The following is a 21,031-nucleotide window of genomic DNA, read 5'->3' on the forward strand; positions in this document are numbered from 1 at the left end:
CTACCGTTTTATTAAACATGTCAATTAAACCATAACCCTATGATCACCTTTGTAAGTTTCTAAGATATAGGCACAATCACTGACTAAATCAATCAAATGAACGCATCCCTGTCCTTTACCTAAGATGCCAGCAAGTTCTTTTTTCGCAATTCTCCGTAAGTTTATGCCATGAAGATTTACAAGTAACACAGTTGCTTCGCGGCAAATTAGATCTGGAGTCCGGAGAAGAACCCCATCAGCCTCTGCCACGATAAATCCGTCTAATTTAATCTTAACATTGACTTCGTGGAATGAATCACTCAAATTCCCAGTCAGTAAATATTGATGATTACCCAAATCAAAAAAGCTCTGGGTCTTGAACCGAACAAATAAATTTCCATCTCGTTTACTCTCGCCGACATGGTCATACCAGGTCTTTGTAATCCTATCCAGGCTACTGAAGAAGCGACAGGAGCCTGAATAGAAGTTCATCCACTTGTTTTCATAGTCTTGTTCCGAAGCAAAGCCTCGTTCGTGTAGGAGGAAGGTTTCAGCTTGGATAATCCCTTTTATGGTTTCGGAAAATAGAGCAACCGCCAGAGGGTCCTTGAGAAACTCAGCCGCTTCTTTGAGTGCGGGACCAGAACTAAAGTAAGCTTCAGATCCACACAGGGGTGTAACCTGAAGAGTGCGGGCATTGATGGGTTCCGTAGATCTCTGTTCTTCCCACCAAGCTTCTTGGATGACGAAAGAATTTACGTCAACGATTAGATGGGCCACGGCTTCCCGGTAAGTATCAACATAACTGGTTTTCGCCTTGAGTAGTCCATTGTCGCTGCGGCGCACCTCTGTATACCAATTGCGCTGAAAAAGATTCTTCATAAAAATACCTCCCTAACCCTATTTCAAAGCTATTTATCAGAATATTCTTTATCGAAAGAGTTAAATCCTTCTATAGTTTGATACAAGTAATGAGGAACTTCTTTTATTTGACGGCAACAAGTGGTAATTTTCGAAGTAAGGTTAGAGTGGTATAATTAGATAGATTTAAGAACTTGTCCCCTAAATAATGATTTACCTATTACATGACTATATAAATTAGTGAGGAAATGGAAGGTAAGCACAATGTCTGACTACATACTGACCTAGCGCAGCACTCAATTCAGTGCTATCAGGAAGCAAAAAGCCGAGGATATTCGGCAAAGGTGCAATTCGGTTGCCTTCCAAAAAAGGTCACTTTTGAATCGGGTGACCTAACGAGAAAGGGCCAGAGGGATTATTATAGCGCGAATATTAAAGGTTTTATTCTATTAATGTCGAATATAGTTGCGTTAGTTATCTTCAGGATTTTAGGGCAACTTAAAGAGGATGTCATGCGTGAAATAAACGGTATATGCTTATAACACGGAGGTATTGAAGTGACAAAATTCGAGGCTTACCAGCTAATAGTTCCAGAAGTTCAGCAATTTTTCAATGATGACGTCGCCGTTACACTTTTCGATACGGAGAAGATTGTTGCTTATTACCCTGGGAAGACAATCAATACTAAAGCCAAGCTTGGGAACCCACCAACTCCGGGCTCTAATGTTTTGGAAGCTCTTACGAGCGGGAAGCGTGTTGTAAGGCGTGTATCCAAAGAACTTTTCGGGGTTCCCTTTGTCGGTATTGCCCTGCCAATCTTTGAAGAGTCGAAAATTGCTGGTTGTATTGCAATAGCATGTTCCGTTGAGTTTTATGACAAACTTATCGCAACTGGTAAGGAAATTCTTGAGGCTGTAGTAACGATTTCTTCTTCAGCCCAAAACTTGTCTGGTGCTACTGAAGAACTAGCGGCAACAATTAGGAATATGGACGATGAAACTGAAAACGTGAACGCAGAGATGGGTAGAACCAATGAATTAACCCAGAAAATCAAGAAAATTTCCAAACAAAGTAACATCTTAGGACTCAATGCAGCTATTGAGGCTTCTCGGGCGGGTGAACATGGACGGGGGTTCGCTATCGTATCTGAAGAAGTCAGGAGGCTTGCTTCGGATACTGATGCTTCCACGAAAGCGATCGACAGTAATATTCAGGAGGTGCAATCCTCTGTGGGACTTTTAATTGCGGCTATCAAGCAACTGACCGCGGTGACCGAAAATCATGCCACTGACGTTTCTGAAATTGCCCTAAGTTTGGAAAGAATTGAGAGTATGGCTAAGAAGCTTGTGGAAATGGGACAAAGCTAAGAATTTATTAAAAAAGGTATCGATTTAAAAAATCGGTGCCTTTTTTAATTGGTAATGTAGTCAACCAAAACGTTGCTAGTTTAATTGAAAATAAATTAGGGGTGTTATAATAAATAATAATTATCATAGATTTTTTCTATAGGCTTAATAACTGTAACCAATCGTTCATATTCATTGAAAAATACAAAGTTCGCCAAAATATTACATCATAGACTAACACCTATTAAATTGATCATAGTATTAAGTAATGATGTCATTTGATGAGGCTATAGACAGATGGCCATCTTCGTGATAATCTTCACTTAAGAAGTTATTAGCACCAGCTTGTAGGTTGGCAACCTCCAAGCGAAGAGGAGGATGAAGAACATGGAGAAATATGTAGCGACACTTAGGGCGGATAGGCAACGTCGGTATTGCTCGCAGATTCAATATTGCTTGATTGTCCTATTAGTTCCGATGATGATCTTTTTATTAGGAGCGGTAGCTTTAACTACTCAGGCTTACACTAATTCACAACAATTTCAGACGCAGCAAATTCCAAGTACAACGCAACAAAAGATTTGTGTTCTGGGAGAGACTTTTAAGCTGGGGAATCTCCAATACAAAATCAACAGTGTAAGGACTTTTGATGGTGACGGTGATGTAGAGAAGTCACCTAGGCAAGGAAATACTTTCCTCCTAGTGGATTTAACTATAGAAAATCAGGGGAATGCTGATGCTGAAGTTAGGAGTATGTTAGGTTTTAAACTTAGAGATAACACTGGCAAAAGTCAAAGCTTCAGTATAGGTGCCGCTCTAGCAGTCAAGGATGCGATAGATGGGACAATCAAAGCTGGAGAAAAGATGTCGGGTGAATTAGGGTATGAAGTGTTAAAGGGAGCTCAAACATTTGAGTTAGTGGTTATCCCTGATCCATTAAGTACTAATAAAAGAATTGCAACCATAAAAATCCCTGTGCATGATCAACACTATGCAGTTGTTAACTAATTCTTGTTTTAAGGTTATCCCCTAGCCCTTTGTCTAATAATGCTCTCCATTTTCGTAGTAGCGTGGTTTTTCCAAAACAGTAAACATAATATCTACGCTGAAGCAGCCGGCTTCATTGAGGAAGCGGCTAATGGCTTGCGCCACTTGGTCTTGAATCTCTTGTCCACGGTCAAACCATGCGATCTCAATAAAGGGATAGCCTGAGACAACGTCTCCATCCATGAGAAAGGTTGAATGAATCACCTCGAGGGTGAAGTCATCCCTCGGAGACTGTGTCAGGACTGCAAGTTCGTCGATCAACTGCTTACTTAGGTTACGGACAATCTCTAATTCAATTCCACGCATCTTAATTTGGGGCATTTGTATCACCTCCATGGTATTATTCTATCAAACATAATGCAGCTAGTCTCTCCGGGGGCTAGCTGCATTATGTTTATACTGTCTGAGTGGTAGCTATGGACAAGTATGGGGTGTGTCAATTGTATCCCTCAGCTTGCCTCTCCGGAGGCTAGCGCCTTATACAGCAAAAAAGAAGGAAAAGTATGCTTATCCTTAAGTATATTAGAGAAATAATTAAATATATTAATTCAAATATTGACATAATAAATATTAAGATTTATTATATTAAGTATAGAAGTCTTCGGCGCCAACTTTACGGAGAGGTGATAATCTTGGATTATAAGGTACCCCATCGCTGTCCAGTGTGCGATCATGAAATGAAGATTAGCAAACTAACTTGCACCTACTGTCCGACAAAAATTGAAGGGGAATTTAGCTCGTGTAAGTTTTGTCGACTTCCAACTGAACAGTTAATCTTCGTGGAAGCGTTTATCAAGTGTCGTGGGAATATAAAAGAGGTTGAAAAAGAGTTGAGTATCTCTTATCCTACCGTACGAGGTCGCTTAGATAGTGTGATTGAGGCCCTTGGTTACGGAGCTTTTAAAGAAAAAGACCCTGAAAACGAAAGGAAGAACCTCCATGAGGAAAGTCTACGTCGGCAGGAGATCTTGGAGGCTCTTGAGCGGGGAGAAATATCAGCACTGGAAGCTACTCGTCAAATGAGGAAACAGGATTAAGAATTAAGAATAAGTATCCAAAGATAAAAGTTAAATTAAGAGTTGTTAGGGCGCGGGCTAAGGATGGCCTAGTGTCCCAGTAGCTAAGACTCGAACAGGACGTTCGAGACTAGAGTATAGCCATGTATGGTTTGATGCCGTGATGCCAAGAAGCTGTGATGACGTGAAGGGACCTACCAAAAGACAGGAAAGGAGTATGGGAAATGGGCAGTGAAAAAATCAAAATTCTTGAGATGATTCAAGAAGGTAAACTGACAGCGGTTGAAGGTCTGGAACTACTGAAGGTGATTGAGGAGGGAAACTCGCAAAATGAAGGGGCTCAGATCGTTGGGAATGGGTTAGCAAAAAAGGGAATAAACTTAACTGGGGAGACTCCATCCCCCATTTCATAATGATGTGAAATGGGAGTTAATATAGTATTATTGAGTTTACAAAAATAAACAAATCGATTACTATAATAATAAGCAGGTGATTACTAATGCAATATAAAAAAGATGAGTTGCGCGAAAATATTTTAGTCGAATCCGAAAAAGAGTTTTTTGAGAAAGGCTATCGTAACGCTTCCTTACGTCAGATAGCTAAACGAGCAGGTATGACAATAGGCAACTTGTATCATTACTTTGACAGCAAAGAAGCCTTGTTTGATGATCTTGTAAAACACGAACATGTTGCCTTTATCTATATGCTTAACAACCACTATGATGGTGAACTTATGGCAGACGTCAGTGAATCAGTTGATCTTGCCGTGTGGAAAGAATCTTTACGCAGTTTTTTAACAGAATTAAAGCCTATCTTTACAAACCGATTTTTAATTATGTTAGATATGAGCGCAGGAACGAACTATGAACATACAAAGGGGGAATTTGTAAAGTTCCTCAGCGCCCACTTCTTTGAGCACTTTGAGCAGTATGAAAATCCTGGGATGCTTTTTTCCACTAAATTTGTTGAGCTTATTTCGGTACAAATTATCGATGGCATCATCACGATACTTCGTAACATTTCCGATGAAAATGAGCGGCTTGATATGATGGCCGACTTGTTCCTATTTTATATCCTCGGGATAATGGGCATGACGAAGAGAAGCTGAGTTTGGAGCTCTCGCAGATTATTAACTCGAACAGAGTTGTTTGAGATTTGAACAACTGCCATGACTCGAACACGGACATTCTAGGTTAGAACACCGCCATGACTCAAGGGATGTTCGAGATTAGAGCATCGCCATGGATGGCAAGATGCCGTGATAGTAAGACGCGACCCCTTATAGAATTAATTAGTCCTAGATTCGGAAATTTAATAGTTTAATAATGAGCGCATGATTATTTTAGGAGGGAAGCAGGATGTTAAGAGTCGAAAATTTGGCATATAAGTATCGTGGGGCCAAGGGAAACACACTCAAAGGCATCGATTTCAGGATCCACCCTGGGGAAGTTTTCGGTTTCCTCGGTCCCAGTGGGTCAGGCAAAACAACCATCCAAAGAGTTTTGATCGGGCTTCTGAAAGGGTAGGGTTATATTGCCAACCGATTATTGATTCCATTTGCTTTATGTATCCCCTATACGATATTGAGTTGCTTCAGCTTAGCAATTGTCGAGCTGTCCGTGATCCAAGTATTCTTCATTGCTTTATTGAGTGGTGTGCAAAGTGTAGTGGTCTCTCTGATTATGTTTTCCCTAGCCGACAACAAGGTTCAAGGATTGACCTATTCCAAAGGCCTTAATATCTTTGTTTTCGCTGCACTGGCTGATTTATTAGATTTAAAATGGCTAAGTGATATCTCAGCGTTCATACCGTTTTACTGGACTTCTCAGCTAGTCAGACATTCTGAGAATCTTACTACTTTGGGTCAAGCACTAATTGTGCACCTGGCTTGGCTGTATTTAGCTATTAGTCTTGTAAGGGCACGCAGGTAAGTGAAACAGAGTGCCTGTCCCCTTGTTTTTCCCCCTTCTTTTGACGCAGCTCAGCTGTTCTTCCTCTGACAGAATACTTAGGAATGCTTTTTGTATATTTGGGGATGTTCAGCTCCTATCTCGAATTTAAAGGTTTTTATACAGGAATGTCGAAACAGTATATTAATTTGCTATGCAAACTAATCTTTAAGGTTAATCCAGTGTAAAGATTTATTGGCAGAGGAGGTGCAGACTATGACGAAGCAAAAAACAATCATGATTGTCGGACATTCTAATTTACCACAGGGTATGGCTGCTAAAAGCCTATTTGGAACTTTTGCTATTGTAACTGAGGTAGACAAGAAGTATGGGGTGATCGTCAAAGTTTCTTGTACCCTGGTTACTCAGCAGGCTCAAGATTTCTTGGCCCAGATCTTGGTGGGTAGTTCCTTAAACGACGGGCTTGAGGGTGTGTATACAGAAATTAAGAGTGTTTATCATGGTGCTGCTCAGAATGCAATAATAGCAGCCTTAAAAGATCTACATCGTATTTATCTGACGTTGTCAAAATGAATACTCGTTTAATTCCAGATAATCGAATAAAGTGTTGAGGCATTTTTCAAAAGGAGAAAATTTAGAGGAATTCCTTTAAATAATCAGAAAATTTATAATTGACTATATATTATCTATAATATATTATAGAAATACAGTCAGGCTATAGCGATATCTTCCTCGGCTATAAGCTGGTAGCAACTGTATCAACTACAATCCCCGAGAGATCGGGTCTTTGCGTAGTAGAATAAACCGGTTGCACGTTTTTTAACGTGCACCGGTTTTTTTATTTTTAGCTAACACCTCTCAAATACAATTAATTCACAAATAACCTTCGATGTTTTTAACACTGCTGCAAGTGTGTCTAGAGTCAATCAAACCTTCTAGAGTTTTAATGCGTTAGGGATTTTCATGTGATTAAATAGTTCTTAACAAGAAGAGAGGAGTCAAAATATGAGTTCGGATACGAAGAAAGTTATGACTGGGGGACAAATGATTGTCGATTACCTCATTAAAGAGAAAGTCCCTTATGTTATTGGGGAGTGCGGTCATGGAACCGTTCAGGTATTAGATGCACTCTACGAAAGACAGGAAGAAATTAAGTATCTTAGTGTTCGACACGAACAAGCTGCCGGGCATATGGCAAATGCCTATTTTATGGTTGCCCACAAACCATTGGCAACTCTTACTTCCTGTGGACCAGGTTCTGCAAACATATTAATGGCTACAGAAGCAGCTTTTGTAGATTCTTGTGCGTTTCTGGCAATTACCGGAAACGTCGATACTGCCCAGTTTAATCGTGGCCCCTTTCAGGAAGCTGGGCGGCATTTTCAGGCAGATTTCCTTCGGTAATTCGGCCAATTCGTCCTGAACGATTAGTTCATGATATCCGAACAGAACTCCCAGAGGATGCTATCGTATTAGCAGATGTCGGGGTTCATCATAATTGGCTCATACAACACTTCAAGGTTTATAAGCCCCAAACCTTCCTGAACAATTGGGGATTTGCGGGAATGGGATTTGGTCCATGCGGAGTCCTTGGGGCAAAGCTAGCTGCACCGGACAAAATCTGTGTTTGTATTTGCGGGGATGGTGGATTTATGATGACGCCACATATTCTGTGCACCGCTGTCGAATATGATATTCCTGTGGTTTGGATCGTCTGGAACAATTTTGCCTATTCTGCGATTAGGGATATTCAAGTATTTTCCTTGGGGGGACGTGAGCTAGGAACGAGCTTCAAAATTGATAAAACGGGAGAACCCTATAATCCTGACTTCGTGGCCTTAGCCAATGCCTGTGGGGTGGAAGGGATCTTGGTGGAACGACCTGAAGACATCAGAGGTGGATTAAATCCTGCGGCGGTCACTGCTGCAGCCAGACTTGGGGCCAAAATTGTTTGGATGCCGACGTTTTCATCGAGACAAGATCATATAAATACGGGGCAACCCGGTGGAGTTGAGATCACAGATTATCAAGGTCAATTGCATAATTCTGTCAAAGAAATCTTGCAAATCATGAGTCAATATGATCTTACTTTGGCTACTGGGCACATCTCGAGGGACGAAATTTTCGTTTTGGTCACAGAAGCTAAAAGAGTCGGTATTCAACGAATCATTGCTACACACGTGTCTACCGTCCAATTTGGCCCAAATCTTTGTGTTACGGATCAAATCGCATTAGCTAAGATGGGCGTGTATTTAGAGCACACCTTCGTTTGTACTTTGCCAACCTATGATCGAATTTCACTAATCTGAAAATTTAAAATTGACTCCACAATTCAAATAATATATACTGAAGTAGACCAGACTTAGCTAGCTCATTCATTCAAGAGCAATAGGCTGATAGCAACTGTATTGACTACATTCGCTCGAGAGATCGAGCGTTAAGCGTAGAAGAAAGAACCGGTTGCGCGTTTTTAAACGTGCGTTCCGGTTCTTTTATTTATTCTTACCAATGGGAGGTGGAGGAGGATCAAAACTTAATGGATTTTGTTATTTCTCTAGTTAATGTATTCACTAGAATTAAAGGAGGATAAAAGATGAGAAAAGGTATCAAAAAGGGATTGTATTTATTGCTCATTCTAACAGTCGGATTATCCCTGTCAGGGTGTGGAACGACACCGACAAAAACTGGTGAACAGGAAAAGAAAGTTGAGAAAATTTCGGCAAAATTCACTCACGTAGTGGCTGAACAGACCCCTAAAGGACAGGCAGTTATAAAATTTGCTCAGCTCGTAAATGAACGTTCTCAAGGACGCTTAGAAATAAAAGTATACCCTTCTAGTCAATTATTTGGCGATAAAGATGAAATGGAGGCTCTACAAGCCAATAACGTTCAATTCATTGCTCCTTCAGCGGGTAAATTGGTGGCTTTCGATAAGCGGTTTCAAATCGGAGATGTTCCGTTTCTCTTTGATGACAACGCAGCTGAATCTCGTTTTTGGGATGGAGAAACGGGTAAGAGTTTAATGAAGGGTTTGGAAGCGAAAGGGATCTTAGGCCTAACATCGTGGCCGAATGGCATGCGTCAGTTTATGAACAGTAAAAAAGAGCTGAAAGTTCCGGCAGACTTTGAAGGTTTGAAATTCCGCATCCCAAGTGGTGGCGTGCTAGTTGATACATGCCTAGCGCTTAAGGCTGGATCGTCGGTTATTCCTTTCGGTGAGACCTACACCGCTTTACAACAAAAGGTCGTCGACGGAACCATAGCCACGTTTGATAACATTGAGAATGAGAAATATGCCGAAGTTCTAAAGAATCTGACCGTGGTCAACCTTAACAGTCTCTCCTATATCGTACTCATGAACAAATCCTTCTACGATGGGCTTCCAGCCGATTTACAACAAGTTGTAACTCAAGCCATTAAAGATGCCTCAAATTATGAACGTGAACTTTCGGATAAACAAGATAAATCAGGACTGGAAAAGCTTAAGAAGGCGATTAAAGTTTATGAGGCTACCCCTCAAGACAGAGAACTATACATGCAAGCAGTAAAACCCATTTGGGATAAATTCGAACCGATTATGGGTAAAGATGTGTTTGATGCAGCAAAGAAAGCGAACAAATTGTAAAGTTTAAGAAGAATTTACGTTTTCCTAAACAAGGGCTAGTCGCTGAGGAGGTATAGAATGAAGGATCTTCCAGCCAAGTATGAATTATTCGAAGACATATTCTCTGGAGTGTTTTTCTTAACGGGTGTAACGCTCATTTTCTACGGCGTAATTATGCGTTATATCTTCAAAACCCCCGTTTTCTGGGTTGATGAGGTTTCAACGTACGTTTTGGTTTGGGGAGCCATCCTTGGTTGGAGTATTGCGCAACGCGACGGACGCCACATTAGAGTGACTATACTTTATGACAAGTTTCCAGTTAGGGTTCAACGACGGATAAGTATTTTCTCTCGAACCTTAAGTTTTCTCTTTTGTCTTTTCTTAGCCTACTTAGGATTATTGTTGGAAATGAAGTACCTTGTGTCTCATCAAGTCTCAATAAATATCCAGCTACCCTTGTGGATTGCTTACTTTTTCGTACCTGTTGCTGCGTTGATGCTCGGACTACGCTATATTTTAGATCTTCGCTTTCTCCTAAAAGATAAGGGGTCGGAATGGATCGACAAAAGGCTTAAGGATATTGAGATGGGGGGGAGCGGGCATTCATGACTACAGTAGTTCTCTTTAGTCTCTTCATTGGTTTATTTCTACTAGAAGTACCCGTCGCGCTTGCCCTAGCAATTTCAAGCGTCTTAATTGTAGGAACGACTACGGATTTCACCATGTATATGATCGCCCATAAGATGTTTTCTTCTTTGGAGAATTCCCCCCTCATGGCTATTCCGGGGTTCGTGCTTGCGGGTTCAGTGATGTCATATGGTGGAATTTCCAAATACTTGATTGATGCCTTGCGCACTTGGGTGGGTCATGTGCGGGGTGGGCTATCCGTTGTTACCGTACTGGCCTGTATGATCTTTGCTGCGATCTCAGGATCAAGCCCTGCTACGGCTGCGGCAGTCGGTGGAATTCTCATCCCCGCCATGATTAACTCCGGCTTCGATAAGAAATATGCGATGGGGCTCGTAGCAGCCTCAGGGACACTGGGGATCCTCATTCCCCCCAGCATCACCTTCGTACTTATCGGCGTGACGACAGGGGAATCCATCGGGAAACTCTTTATGGCTGGTGTATTGCCTGGAATATTTTTAGGAGGATGCCTTATGGTAACGGCGATCATCTTCGCCAGAGTTAAAGGCTTTCCCACTGAGGAAAAAGCCAGCTGGAGTGAACGCTGGATTGCTTCCAAAAAAGCAATTCCAGGCTTTCTACTCCCAGGGATCATCTTAGGAAGTATCTATGGTGGAATCGCTACTCCGACAGAAGCCGCGATCATCTCGATCTTTTACGCTCTCTTCGTTACAATTTTCATCTATAAAGAAATGACGTTAAAAAAGTTCCGGGCGATTATGCGAGAGGCGATCGGAATCAGCTCAATGATCTTTCTTATTATTCCGGCAGCCATGACCTTTGCCATGTACTTGACCAGTGAGCAAATTCCCATGAAAATTGCCCAGTGGGTAGCGGAAAACAGTTTGGGAATCGTGGTATTCTGGATCGTAGTGCAGACGATGTTCTTTGTGATGGGGACCTTCTTGGAAGCAGTTTCTATTGTGCTGATTACCTTGCCCGTTCTTATTCCCATTGTTAATCACTTGGGTATTAGCATGATTCATTTTGCGGTCGTTATGGTTGTTAACATGGAACTGGCTATGATTACCCCCCCAGTCGGTTTGAACTTGTTTGTTGTCTCGGCTGTCGGTAAATCCAAACTTGAAGAAGCAGTGCGAGGGGTTATACCCTTCCTCCTAGTTATGATTGCTGTGCTTATTGTATTGGTTGTGTTCCCTGAAATTTCTCTCTACCTACCCAATAAAATGGACTAGAAAGTTTAATTCTTACTTACAAGAAATGAAATTCTTAGCTTGGATAAAGTTTTTACCCTAAAACTATTATTCAGATTCCAAGATTATATTATGGAAGGACTATCATTCCCTCTGTTTAGAGTAGATAGTTCTGAGCACAACTGTTTATCTACACCCATCTAGGGAGACCGGATGAGTGCGAGTAGATAAAGCAGCCAGTTGTATTGATGAATACAATGGCTGCTTTATCTTTTTGAAAATTCAGTTTATGGGAGGGATTTTAAGTTGTGGGAAAGTGAAAAGGTTCGCGGGGTCATTTATCGTGGAGGAACCAGCAGGGGCGTCTATCTCTTGGAAAATGACTTACCTAAGGAGCCAAACATAAGAGACCAAGTCATTTTATCGATTTATGGTAGTCCTGATGCTCGTCAAATCAACGGCTTAGGTGGTGCAGATTCTCTGACAAGTAAGGTTGCCATCATTGGTCCTGCGGAGCGTGAGGATGCTGACATTGATTACACCTTTGGACAAGTAAGTATCACAAAGCCTTTGATTGACTATGTTGGGAATTGTGGCAATATTTCTTCTGGGGTCGGACCTTTTGCAGTGGACGAAGGACTGGTCAAAGCGGTAGAACCTATAACCTATGTTCGGATTTTTAACACTAATACGCAAAAGATGATAGTGGCTGAAGTCCCAGTACATGCGGGAAAAGCCCTCAGTGAAGGGGACTATGCCATAAATGGAGTACCGGGTACAGGTGCTAAAATCATCTTGAACTTCCTCGATTCGGGTGGAGCAGTGACTGGAAAACTCCTACCCACTGGGAATCTCAAGGATGAAATCTTGCTAGCAGATGGAACTCTGCTTACCGTTTCCTTAGTCGATGCAGCGAATCCCGCAGTCTTTGTCAAAGCCTCGGATCTTGGGCTGACTGGAACTGAAATGCCGGATGCAGTGAACTCAAATCCTAGTTTGCTCCAAAGAATTGAAGAGATTCGCAGTATTGCAGCAGAAATCTTAGGTTTAGCAACCAGGCAAGAAGCGACCGATAAAAGCCCAGCAGTTCCGAAGATTGTCTTCGTGGCACCTCCGACGGATTACAAGACCAGTGATGGTCGGCAGGTTGGCAAGGAAGCCATAGACCTTGTCGCTCGTACGATGTCCATGCAAAAGATGCATAAAGCCTTCGCCGTTACAGGGGGGATCTGTACTGCGACCGCAGCCAAACTGGAAGGAACCGTAGTCAATGAAATTTTTAGTACAGTAGCAAGTCAAGGAAATACCGTTCGACTGGGTCATCCCTCTGGAACGTTGGATTTCGAGATCACATTCAGAAGAACAGAGGATGGTTTACCAGAGTTAGAAAAGGCAGCGGTTAACCGTACGGCTCGCCGAATTATGGAAGGGTATATTTATGTGCCCAGGGAAATCTATTGGCCAAGTTAGTGAGCTATTTATATAGGAGGCAGAGACAATGGATGAACAGTTAGTCCCTATTTACGTCATGGGAAAACATTATCAAGTTCCTGAAGGGCATACCATCATGACGGCTATGGAATGGGTGGGTTACAAATATGTCCGAGGGTGTGGTTGCCGGGGTGGATTTTGCGGGGCCTGTTCCACGGTCTATCGTTTACCTGGTCAACATAAATTAATGGTCGGCCTGGCCTGTCAGACTAGGATTACTCCTACGATGCATCTCATGCAAATCCCGTTCTTCCCAAATCCGAAAAAGATTTATGACCTGGAGAACGTGGGAAATCCCGTTCAAGCCCTGCTGGATATATTTCCGGAAATTACAAAATGCGTAGGCTGCGGTGCTTGTGCCAAAGCCTGTCCGAACAATCTCCGCCCGATTGATTATGTGGCTGCGGCTCTTAGAGGGGATTGGGAAAAGGCGGCTGAATTGTCCTTTGATTGCATCATGTGTGGGTTATGTGCCTCAAGATGTACTGGAGAGTTGGTCCCCCATAACATCGCGCTTTTTGTGCGCAGGTACTATTCGAAGGTCGTTCGCCCCAAACCCCAACAATTGCTGAACCGCAACCAAGAAATCAGGTCTGGGAAATTTAATACCGCATTGAGTGATTTTGCTAAATTAGATGAGGCAAAGTTACGAAAAATGTACGATGAACGAGACTTTGAAAAAATCTAGGAGGGGTAATTATGTCAGGCTATCCAGCAAGTATGCAAGAATCGATCAAGAAATTAGAACATACTCGTAGGTTGCGTTTAACACAGGAAATTCCCCGTCTTAGTTTTGCAGAAAGAGAACAACTGTTGAAGGCCTGCCATCCAGATTATCGGGTTGATAGCATTAAGGAAGTGCGCGTTGGAGCAAATCAAGGAGAAAAATTAACCAATAATTTAGTGGATTTATTAGAGGCTAGAAGCCGGATTGATCCAGATCGAGTTGACTTAACTCAAATCGATTTTGAGGTTGATGTGCTCGTGATTGGAGGCGGCGGAGGAGGAATTAGTGCAGCACTTGTAGCCCATGAGAATAATGCCAAAGTACTGCTCGTTACTAAGTTGCGGCTTGGTGATTCTAATACCATCATGGCTGAAGGTGGGATAGCCGCTGCAACACAGGCCAATGACACACTGGAACGTCACTTTATGGATACCATTGGTGGTGGACGTTTCCAAAACAAACGTGATCTGGTTGAAGTTTTAGTTCATGACGCCCCCTATACGGTTGAATGGCTTAAAGACTTAGGTTGTATGTTCGATACACATGCCAATGGGGATCTCGTCGTATCGTTCGCTGGAGGACATCAGCGCAAAAGAGTGCATTCTTGTAAAGATTTAAGTGGGATGGAATTCCTACGCGTTGTGAGAGATGAATTATACAACAAAGAAATACCAATCCTTGAATTTAGTCCCGCGGTCGAGATTCTGCTTGATGAAAAAGGGCAGTGTGCCGGGGCAGTGTTGTTTAACTTAGAGACAGAGACCTATGTCATCGTCCGAGCGAAGGCTGTCATTCTGGCCACAGGAGGGATCGGGCGTCTCCACCCCAATGGTTTCCCGACCACTAATCATTATGGGGCAACCGCCGACGGGCTGGTCATGGCTTACCGTGCTGGAGCAAATCTTCTCCACATGGATGCCATTCAATTTCACCCGACTGGAGCAATGTGGCCAGATCAAATGCTCGGTCAATTAATCACCGAAGCCTGCCGCGGAAACGGAGCACATTTGGTCAATAAAAATGGAGAGCGTTTTATCAATGAGCTAGAAACAAGAGATACAGTCTCTTCTGCCATCTTAAGGGAAGTTCTGGATCGTGGGAATGGCGTGAAGCCTCCTGCTAAAGGAGAAGGAGTATGGTTGGACACTCCTTTGATCAACATTCGTGGAGATGTAGGAAAGCTCGATCGCATGTTTGCTGGGATCGTTCATCGCTTCCATCAATACGGGATCGATGTTCGAAAAGAACCCATTTTAGTTTTTCCAACCCAACACTACCAAAACGGTGGCGTCGAAATCAATCCCCAAAGTAGAACTAGTGTGCCAGGTTTATACGCAGCTGGAGAATGTTCAGGGGGGGTTCAGGGACGTAATCGACTAGGCGGTAATTCCTTATTAGATATTTTCGTTTTCGGCCGGATAAGTGGCAAGGACGCTGTGGACTATCTCCAAACGGCTAAAATCGGGACCTTAACCCTTCAACATGTAAGGGCATACCATCATCAACTCGATCTAGCTGGGATCTCCAATAATCTTCAGTCACCTTTACTGCTACCCGACTACATTCGGGACGAAGTGAAGCAACGACGCTATAACTAAGAGGGGTGAAAACATGCCTGGATTAAATTCTTTTCCTCAGAATCGGGAAATGATCACCAAAATACTGGATACCCCGTCATCACCCGTGGGGATGTTTCGACTTCTATCAGGTGGGGTGTCCCCCAACAATTTATTAGAAAACTCAGAGCAAGCGGTGGGTCAAAAGGTTTGCTTAGCCTGCGGAAACTGTGTGGATGCCTGCCCCGTTGTGTTGAGAGAGCAGGATAAAATCGAATTGCAAGTGCAGCGGACATCTCTTCATCTTGAAACTGTCGTAGAAGATAGTTGTTTAAGATGTTACTCCTGTATCAAAGTTTGCCCTCAAGTAGATCGTCCCTTAAAATTATTGGCGGCCAAGCATCGTATTACGGAAAAATTTGTCCATGCTTGGCTAGCCGTTGCTTATCTTCTCACTGCAGGAACGGGAATCTTTCTTAACCACTTTCGAGGGGATGGGTCAGACTTCTTAATCAATTTCGATAGTGTCGCCCACAAAATAGGGGCAATTATGTGGTTGCTTGTTCCAGTTCTCTTTTATTACTTCGACAAGTGCCACTTTAAGCGAACGATGAAAAGTATTCTTTCCCTTGGTACGCATGACGTTACTTGGTGGAAAGAGGCCATCAAAGCCCTATTTAGTAAAGGAAAACGACCCTTTCAAGGAGAGTATAACAGTGGGCAAAAAATCTGGTACCTCGTTGTCTTAGGCACAATGCTTGTCTTGGGAATTTCAGGGACTATACGTTGGATCTGGGCAGATACTTTATCCACGACTACCTTGAACCTAATCATCTGGATTCACGTCATCACTGCCTATACTATTGATATTAGCTTCGCGTATCACTTTGGTCGAAAATTCTTCATGCGTATTGTCAAGAGGTTTAGACACATCTTTAGAGATTCACTCATTTTAGATGAACAGACAAGTCAAGATCAACAAGAAGGCTCTTCAGCTTCTTTGCATGAAATACCGCCCATGTTGTTGAAAAGTTAAGATTGAAGACCTAAATTGTGGGAGGGAAACCTATGGGACTGAGTTTAGCTGCGAAAATCATTAAAGATCATCTAGTGGACGGAGTCATGACAGCCGGGGAAGAAATCGGTCTAAAAATTGACCAAACTCTCGTCCAAGATGCCACGGGAACCATGGCTTTTCTACAATTCGAGGCCATTGGAATCCCTCGAGTTAAGACAGAGTGTAGTGTCGTGTATGTGGACCACAATACGTTACAAACCGGATTTGAAAGCCCTGATGATCATCGTTTTTTGCAAGATATGGCCTCAAACAGCGGGGTATATTTCTCCAGACCAGGTAACGGAATCTGTCACCAGGTACAATTAGAACGTTTTTCAATCCCGGGTAAAACCCTTTTAGGAGCAGACAGCCATACTCCCACGAGTGGAGGGTTAGGTTCGTTGGCGATCGGAGCTGGGGGACTTGATATCGCAGTAGCTATGGGTGGTGGCCCGTTTTATCTTACAATGCCCCGGATCATTAACGTTCAGTTAATCGGGGCACCTGCGCCTTGGGTTACCGCTAAAGATATCGTCTTAGAAGTTCTGAAACGACTTTCTGTCAAAGGCGGGATAAAATCTATCCTGGAGTATTCCGGTGAAGGGCTGCAATATTTGAGTGTCCCGGAACGAGCAACTATTACCAACATGGGAGCAGAAACTGGTGCAACCTCTTCAATTTTTCCTAGTGACGAAATAACCAAGGCGTTTTTTCAAGCCCAGGCGAGATCAGAGGTATGGCGTGCGTTAGCTGCTGACCTTGATGCTGACTATGACGAAGTCATGGAAATAAAGCTTAATGATCTGCAACCCATGGTGGCCTGCCCTCACAGTCCGGATAATATAGTTTCTGTAGAGGAAATAGCGGGGATGAAAGTTGACCAAGTCATGATTGGAAGTTGTACAAATTCATCGTATATAGATCTCACTAAAGTTGCCCAATTACTTAAAGGAAAGAAGGTTCATCCAGACGTTAACCTCGTCCTAGCCTGTGGATCAAGACAAGTGTTTAAAATGCTGGCCCAAGAAGGGGGACTTACCGACATTATCGAAGCAGGTGCTCGTGTCTTGGAATGTGCCTGTGGTCCGTGTATTGGAATGGGACAGTCGCCGCAATCGAAGGGCATTTCTTTAAGAACTGTGAACCGCAACTTTAAGGGGCGCTCAGGTACAAAAGATGCTGAAGTTTATTTGGTTAGCCCAGAGACTGCAGCAGCAAGCGCAATTGCAGGGCAACTTGTCGATCCTCGCAGTCTAGGAGAAGCCCTCCTCGTCCAACAACCCAGAGCATTTGCCGTCGATGACAGCATGATCATAGTACCAAAATCAGGTGATGAGCAAGGTGAAGTTCGGCGCGGACCTAATATCAAAGCCCTGCCAACTCAGGCTGAACTACCGAATTCCCTTGAAGGTGAAGTACTGATTAAAGTCGGTGACGACATTACGACAGATCATATCATGCCTGCAGGAGCCAAAATACTCCCCTTGCGTTCCAATATTCCTGCTATGGCCGAGCATGTTTTCGAACCCCTTGACCCGGAATTCCCTAAACGTGCCCTAGCGAAAGAGGGTGGACTAATCCTTGGAGGGGAGAATTATGGACAGGGTTCCAGCCGAGAACACGCCGCCTTAGCTCCTATGTTCCTTAAAGTTAAAGCGGTCTTAGCCAAGTCGATTGCTCGAATTCATCATGATAATCTAGTGAACTTCGGAATTGTCCCGTTTGTCTTTAAGCACCCACAAGAGTATGACGAGATTTCCCAAGGAGAACGACTAAAAATCGAAAACATTAAGCAAGCCGTAGAGAGTGGTGCCGAAACCTTAACCGTAAAAAACCTTAACAACGGTAAGGAATACCAAGTCACTCTTAAGCTATCCGAGCGACAAAGAGGCATTCTTTCAGCGGGTGGAACCTTAAATTGGACGAAGCAGCAGAATTAGTGAAGAAGTGGGGACCTTGAAAACGGGATAAATTAGGTACTCGCCATTTCTGAATAACCACAGAGGGTCTAATCTTGAGGAGGAAAAAATAATGAAAAAAATCCAAATGAACGTTCCTTTAGTTGAAATGGACGGAGACGAAATGACTAGAATCATTTGGCAATTGATTAAAGATAATTTATTGAAACCTTATATTGATTTAAAAACAGACTATTACGATCTGGGATTAGCAAAAAGGGATGAAACGGAAGACAAAATTACAGTGGATGCTGCCATGGCTACGAAAAAATATGGTGTCGCTGTAAAATGCGCTACGATTACTCCAAATGCCCAGAGGGTTGAAGAGTATCACTTAAAGCAAATGTGGAAAAGTCCGAATGGAACCATCCGCGCCATTCTCGACGGGACAGTCTTCCGCACTCCCATCATTGTTAAAGGTATAAAACCTTTAGTAATCCCCTGGAAAAAGCCGATTACCATTGCACGTCATGCGTATGGAGATATTTATAAGAATGTAGAGTATCAAGTTCAAGGTCCTGGAACTGCTGAACTGGTTTTTACCAGCAAAAACGGGGATCAATCACGTCAAATCATCCATGATTTTCAAGATAAGGGCGTTATTATGGGGATGCATAATCTCGATGGATCGATTGAAAGCTTTGCCCGCTCTTGCTTCAACTACGCACTAGACCTGAAACAAGATTTATGGTTTTCCACAAAGGATACAATCTCAAAAATATATGACCATACCTTCAAGGATATTTTCCAAGACATCTATGAAAAGGATTACAGAGGAATATTTGAAGCGGCCCAGATTGAATACTTTTACACATTAATTGATGACGCAGTGGCTCGCGTTATGCGTTCCGAAGGTGGAATGATATGGGCTTGTAAAAACTATGACGGTGATGTGATGTCTGACATGGTGGCAACTGCCTTTGGTAGCCTAGCGATGATGACGTCTGTGTTGGTTTCTCCCAATGGTTGCTATGAATTTGAGGCTGCTCACGGCACCGTCACACGGCATTATTATAAACATCTTAAAGGGGAAGAAACCTCGACAAATTCTATGGCAACCCTCTTTGCTTGGACCGGAGCCTTGAGAAAACGTGGAGAAATGGATGGAATCCAAGAGCTCGTGGATTTAGCGGATAAATTAGAAAAAGCCTCGATTAAAACTATTGAAAATGGAGTCATGCCGAGGGATTTAGCACAGATATCCGACCTCGCCGCTAAGCAAGAAGTCAGCACAGAAGGTTTCCTTTTAGAAATTAAGAATACTTTGGACGAAATGATCTAAGGAACTATACAAGAAAACAAACAACTTTGGGAAAACATTGGTTACTGCAAGGATACCATGGCTCAACCCCGGGCTGGAGTCGCTTTTCAATGAACATATCGAGATGCTTAAATACCTTCAGGATGAGGGTGGAGCCGATTTATTGCCGACGACCATTGATTCCTTGACCAGACAAAACCGCTATCAGGAAGCGGAAAAGGCGATCGAAGAAGGTAAAATAGCCGGTCGTTCTATTCTCAATGGTTTTCCGGCGATCAATTATGGAGTGGTGGCTTGCCGTAAAGTCATCGAGTCCGTGAATTTACCTTGTCAAGTACGCCATGGCACTCCTGATGCGCGTTTATTGGCCGAAATTACGTTAGCCGGTGGGTTTACAGATTTTGAGGGCGGCGGAATTTCTTATAATATTCCTTACGCTAAGAACGTGTCTCTAGAAGAAACTATCAGTAACTGGCAGTATGTGGACCGCTTAGTTGGCTTGTACGAAGATCATGGAGTTAGAATTAATCGTGAGCCGTTTGGCCCTTTAACAGGCACGTTAGTCCCTCCCTGTATTTCCCATAGTGTCGCAATTATTGAGGCTTTGCTTGCTGCTGAACAGGGTGTAAGAAATATCTCCTTAGGGTACGGGCAATGTGGGAATCTGATTCAAGATATAGCCGCAGTTCGAAGCTTAATTGAGTTAGGAGAAGAGTACCTAGCGCGCTTTAATTATAAGGGCATTATGTTGACCAGTGTCTTCCACCAGTGGATGGGAGGTTTTCCTCAAGACGAAAGTCAGGCTTTTGGGGTTATTTCCTGGGGTGCTGTCGCCGCTGCCCTAGCAAAAGCGACTAAGGTTATAGTTAAGACTCCCCATGAAGCCTTAGGTATTCCATCAAAAGAAGGTATTGCATCCGGTATTAAGGCCACTAAGCAGGTACTTAACATGTTACGGGGTCAAGCATTGCTTGATTCAGAGGATTTGCAACAGGAAAAAGAGGGTATCAAAGCCAAAACTAGGGCTATTGTGGATAAAATACTAGAACTAGGGGATGGAGATATTGCTGTGGGCGTCGTACAGGGATTTAAGAAGGGCTTAATTGATATTCCCTTTGCGCCAAGCCGGTATAATGCTGGAAAAATACTACCCGCCCGTGATTCTCAAGGAGCTGTGCGCTTCTTAGATCATGGTAATTTACCCTTTAGTCAGGAAATCATAGAGTTTCACAAAGAGCGCATTGCTGAACGAGGAAGGATGGAAGGTAGGGATCCATCGTTTCAGATGGTTATTGATGATATTTATTCAATTGGCAAAGGGAAGCTTCTGGGGCGCTAAATACAGACCAACATACCCAATGTTCTATAGAAGGGTCG

The 21,031-nt window shown here is 43.0% G+C and carries 21 protein-coding genes and 1 pseudogene; 20 read left to right on the forward strand and 2 right to left on the reverse strand.

Features of this window, described 5'->3' with window-relative positions; genetic code table 11:
* Nucleotides 1-24: 24 nt before the first annotated feature.
* Complete coding sequence (locus ACYQ3Q_RS16950; RefSeq protein ID WP_459929706.1) at nucleotides 25-861, reverse strand: DUF2889 domain-containing protein; 837 nt, start codon at nucleotides 859-861, stop codon at nucleotides 25-27.
* A 536-nt stretch (nucleotides 862-1,397) separates the two neighbouring features.
* On the opposite strand from ACYQ3Q_RS16950, the gene ACYQ3Q_RS16955 reads away from it, so the two are divergent.
* Both ACYQ3Q_RS16955 and ACYQ3Q_RS16960 read left to right on the forward strand, forming a co-directional pair.
* Nucleotides 1,398-2,207: a methyl-accepting chemotaxis protein gene (locus ACYQ3Q_RS16955; RefSeq protein ID WP_459929707.1), complete on the forward strand. Its 810-nt coding sequence runs from the start codon at nucleotides 1,398-1,400 to the stop codon at nucleotides 2,205-2,207.
* Nucleotides 2,208-2,573: 366 nt separating this feature from the next.
* A complete protein-coding gene (locus ACYQ3Q_RS16960) occupies nucleotides 2,574-3,194 on the forward strand; it encodes a DUF4352 domain-containing protein (RefSeq protein ID WP_459929708.1) in 621 nt (206 codons plus the stop codon).
* 33 nt (nucleotides 3,195-3,227) lie between these two features.
* On the opposite strand, the gene ACYQ3Q_RS16965 is transcribed toward ACYQ3Q_RS16960, so the two are convergent.
* Nucleotides 3,228-3,554 carry a DUF1904 domain-containing protein gene (locus ACYQ3Q_RS16965; RefSeq protein ID WP_459929709.1) on the reverse strand — a complete coding sequence of 109 codons (327 nt, stop codon included), beginning with the start codon at nucleotides 3,552-3,554 and terminating at the stop codon, nucleotides 3,228-3,230.
* 311 nt (nucleotides 3,555-3,865) lie between these two features.
* Between ACYQ3Q_RS16965 and ACYQ3Q_RS16970 the strand changes: the two genes are divergently transcribed.
* From ACYQ3Q_RS16970 to ACYQ3Q_RS17055, 18 genes and pseudogenes are all read left to right on the forward strand, one after another.
* Nucleotides 3,866-4,270, forward strand: coding sequence for a DUF2089 domain-containing protein (locus tag ACYQ3Q_RS16970; RefSeq protein WP_459929710.1), 405 nt, complete (start codon nucleotides 3,866-3,868; stop codon nucleotides 4,268-4,270).
* A gap of 203 nt (nucleotides 4,271-4,473) precedes the next feature.
* Nucleotides 4,474-4,662, forward strand: coding sequence for an SHOCT-like domain-containing protein (locus tag ACYQ3Q_RS16975; RefSeq protein WP_459929711.1), 189 nt, complete (start codon nucleotides 4,474-4,476; stop codon nucleotides 4,660-4,662).
* An 86-nt stretch (nucleotides 4,663-4,748) separates the two neighbouring features.
* Nucleotides 4,749-5,357, forward strand: a complete 609-nt coding sequence (locus ACYQ3Q_RS16980; protein ID WP_459929712.1) for a TetR/AcrR family transcriptional regulator — start codon at nucleotides 4,749-4,751, stop codon at nucleotides 5,355-5,357.
* 250 nt (nucleotides 5,358-5,607) lie between these two features.
* Nucleotides 5,608-5,775 (forward strand): ATP-binding cassette domain-containing protein, encoded by a 168-nt coding sequence (locus ACYQ3Q_RS16985; RefSeq protein WP_459929713.1) that lies wholly within the window; start codon nucleotides 5,608-5,610, stop codon nucleotides 5,773-5,775.
* Between the two features lie 21 nt (nucleotides 5,776-5,796).
* Complete coding sequence (locus ACYQ3Q_RS16990; protein ID WP_459929714.1) at nucleotides 5,797-6,180, forward strand: hypothetical protein; 384 nt, start codon at nucleotides 5,797-5,799, stop codon at nucleotides 6,178-6,180.
* A 234-nt stretch (nucleotides 6,181-6,414) separates the two neighbouring features.
* Nucleotides 6,415-6,732 carry a DUF3870 domain-containing protein gene (locus tag ACYQ3Q_RS16995; RefSeq protein WP_459929715.1) on the forward strand — a complete coding sequence of 106 codons (318 nt, stop codon included), beginning with the start codon at nucleotides 6,415-6,417 and terminating at the stop codon, nucleotides 6,730-6,732.
* 432 nt (nucleotides 6,733-7,164) lie between these two features.
* Nucleotides 7,165-7,563 carry a thiamine pyrophosphate-binding protein gene (locus ACYQ3Q_RS17000; RefSeq protein ID WP_459929716.1) on the forward strand — a complete coding sequence of 133 codons (399 nt, stop codon included), beginning with the start codon at nucleotides 7,165-7,167 and terminating at the stop codon, nucleotides 7,561-7,563.
* 62 nt (nucleotides 7,564-7,625) lie between these two features.
* Nucleotides 7,626-8,468: a DUF6282 family protein gene (locus tag ACYQ3Q_RS17005; RefSeq protein ID WP_459929835.1), complete on the forward strand. Its 843-nt coding sequence runs from the start codon at nucleotides 7,626-7,628 to the stop codon at nucleotides 8,466-8,468.
* 284 nt (nucleotides 8,469-8,752) lie between these two features.
* Nucleotides 8,753-9,784 (forward strand): DctP family TRAP transporter solute-binding subunit, encoded by a 1,032-nt coding sequence (locus ACYQ3Q_RS17010; RefSeq protein WP_459929717.1) that lies wholly within the window; start codon nucleotides 8,753-8,755, stop codon nucleotides 9,782-9,784.
* Nucleotides 9,785-9,841: 57 nt separating this feature from the next.
* The gene (locus ACYQ3Q_RS17015) at nucleotides 9,842-10,372 is read left to right on the forward strand and encodes a TRAP transporter small permease (RefSeq protein ID WP_459929718.1); all 531 of its coding nucleotides are present in this window, start codon (nucleotides 9,842-9,844) and stop codon (nucleotides 10,370-10,372) included.
* A complete protein-coding gene (locus ACYQ3Q_RS17020) occupies nucleotides 10,369-11,646 on the forward strand; it encodes a TRAP transporter large permease (protein ID WP_459929719.1) in 1,278 nt (425 codons plus the stop codon). Before ACYQ3Q_RS17015 ends, ACYQ3Q_RS17020 begins: the two co-directional genes overlap by 4 nt.
* Nucleotides 11,647-11,910: 264 nt before the next feature.
* Nucleotides 11,911-13,074: a 2-methylaconitate cis-trans isomerase PrpF family protein gene (locus tag ACYQ3Q_RS17025; protein WP_459929720.1), complete on the forward strand. Its 1,164-nt coding sequence runs from the start codon at nucleotides 11,911-11,913 to the stop codon at nucleotides 13,072-13,074.
* Nucleotides 13,075-13,102: 28 nt separating this feature from the next.
* Entirely contained in the window at nucleotides 13,103-13,783 is a 681-nt protein-coding gene (locus ACYQ3Q_RS17030) for a 4Fe-4S dicluster domain-containing protein (protein WP_459929721.1), read from the forward strand.
* 11 nt (nucleotides 13,784-13,794) lie between these two features.
* On the forward strand, nucleotides 13,795-15,420 hold the full coding sequence (locus ACYQ3Q_RS17035; RefSeq protein WP_459929722.1) for an FAD-binding protein: 1,626 nt from the start codon (nucleotides 13,795-13,797) through the stop codon (nucleotides 15,418-15,420).
* A gap of 13 nt (nucleotides 15,421-15,433) precedes the next feature.
* Nucleotides 15,434-16,414: a cytochrome b/b6 domain-containing protein gene (locus tag ACYQ3Q_RS17040; RefSeq protein WP_459929723.1), complete on the forward strand. Its 981-nt coding sequence runs from the start codon at nucleotides 15,434-15,436 to the stop codon at nucleotides 16,412-16,414.
* A 32-nt stretch (nucleotides 16,415-16,446) separates the two neighbouring features.
* Nucleotides 16,447-18,375, forward strand: coding sequence for an aconitate hydratase (locus tag ACYQ3Q_RS17045; RefSeq protein WP_459929724.1), 1,929 nt, complete (start codon nucleotides 16,447-16,449; stop codon nucleotides 18,373-18,375).
* A gap of 91 nt (nucleotides 18,376-18,466) precedes the next feature.
* The gene (locus tag ACYQ3Q_RS17050; protein WP_459929725.1) at nucleotides 18,467-19,675 is read left to right on the forward strand and encodes an NADP-dependent isocitrate dehydrogenase; all 1,209 of its coding nucleotides are present in this window, start codon (nucleotides 18,467-18,469) and stop codon (nucleotides 19,673-19,675) included.
* Between the two features lie 54 nt (nucleotides 19,676-19,729).
* Nucleotides 19,730-20,993 (forward strand): annotated as a pseudogene (locus ACYQ3Q_RS17055) (methylaspartate mutase subunit E); the annotation flags it as partial.
* Nucleotides 20,994-21,031 lie beyond the last annotated feature (38 nt).

The organism is Desulfosporosinus burensis (assembly GCF_054657535.1).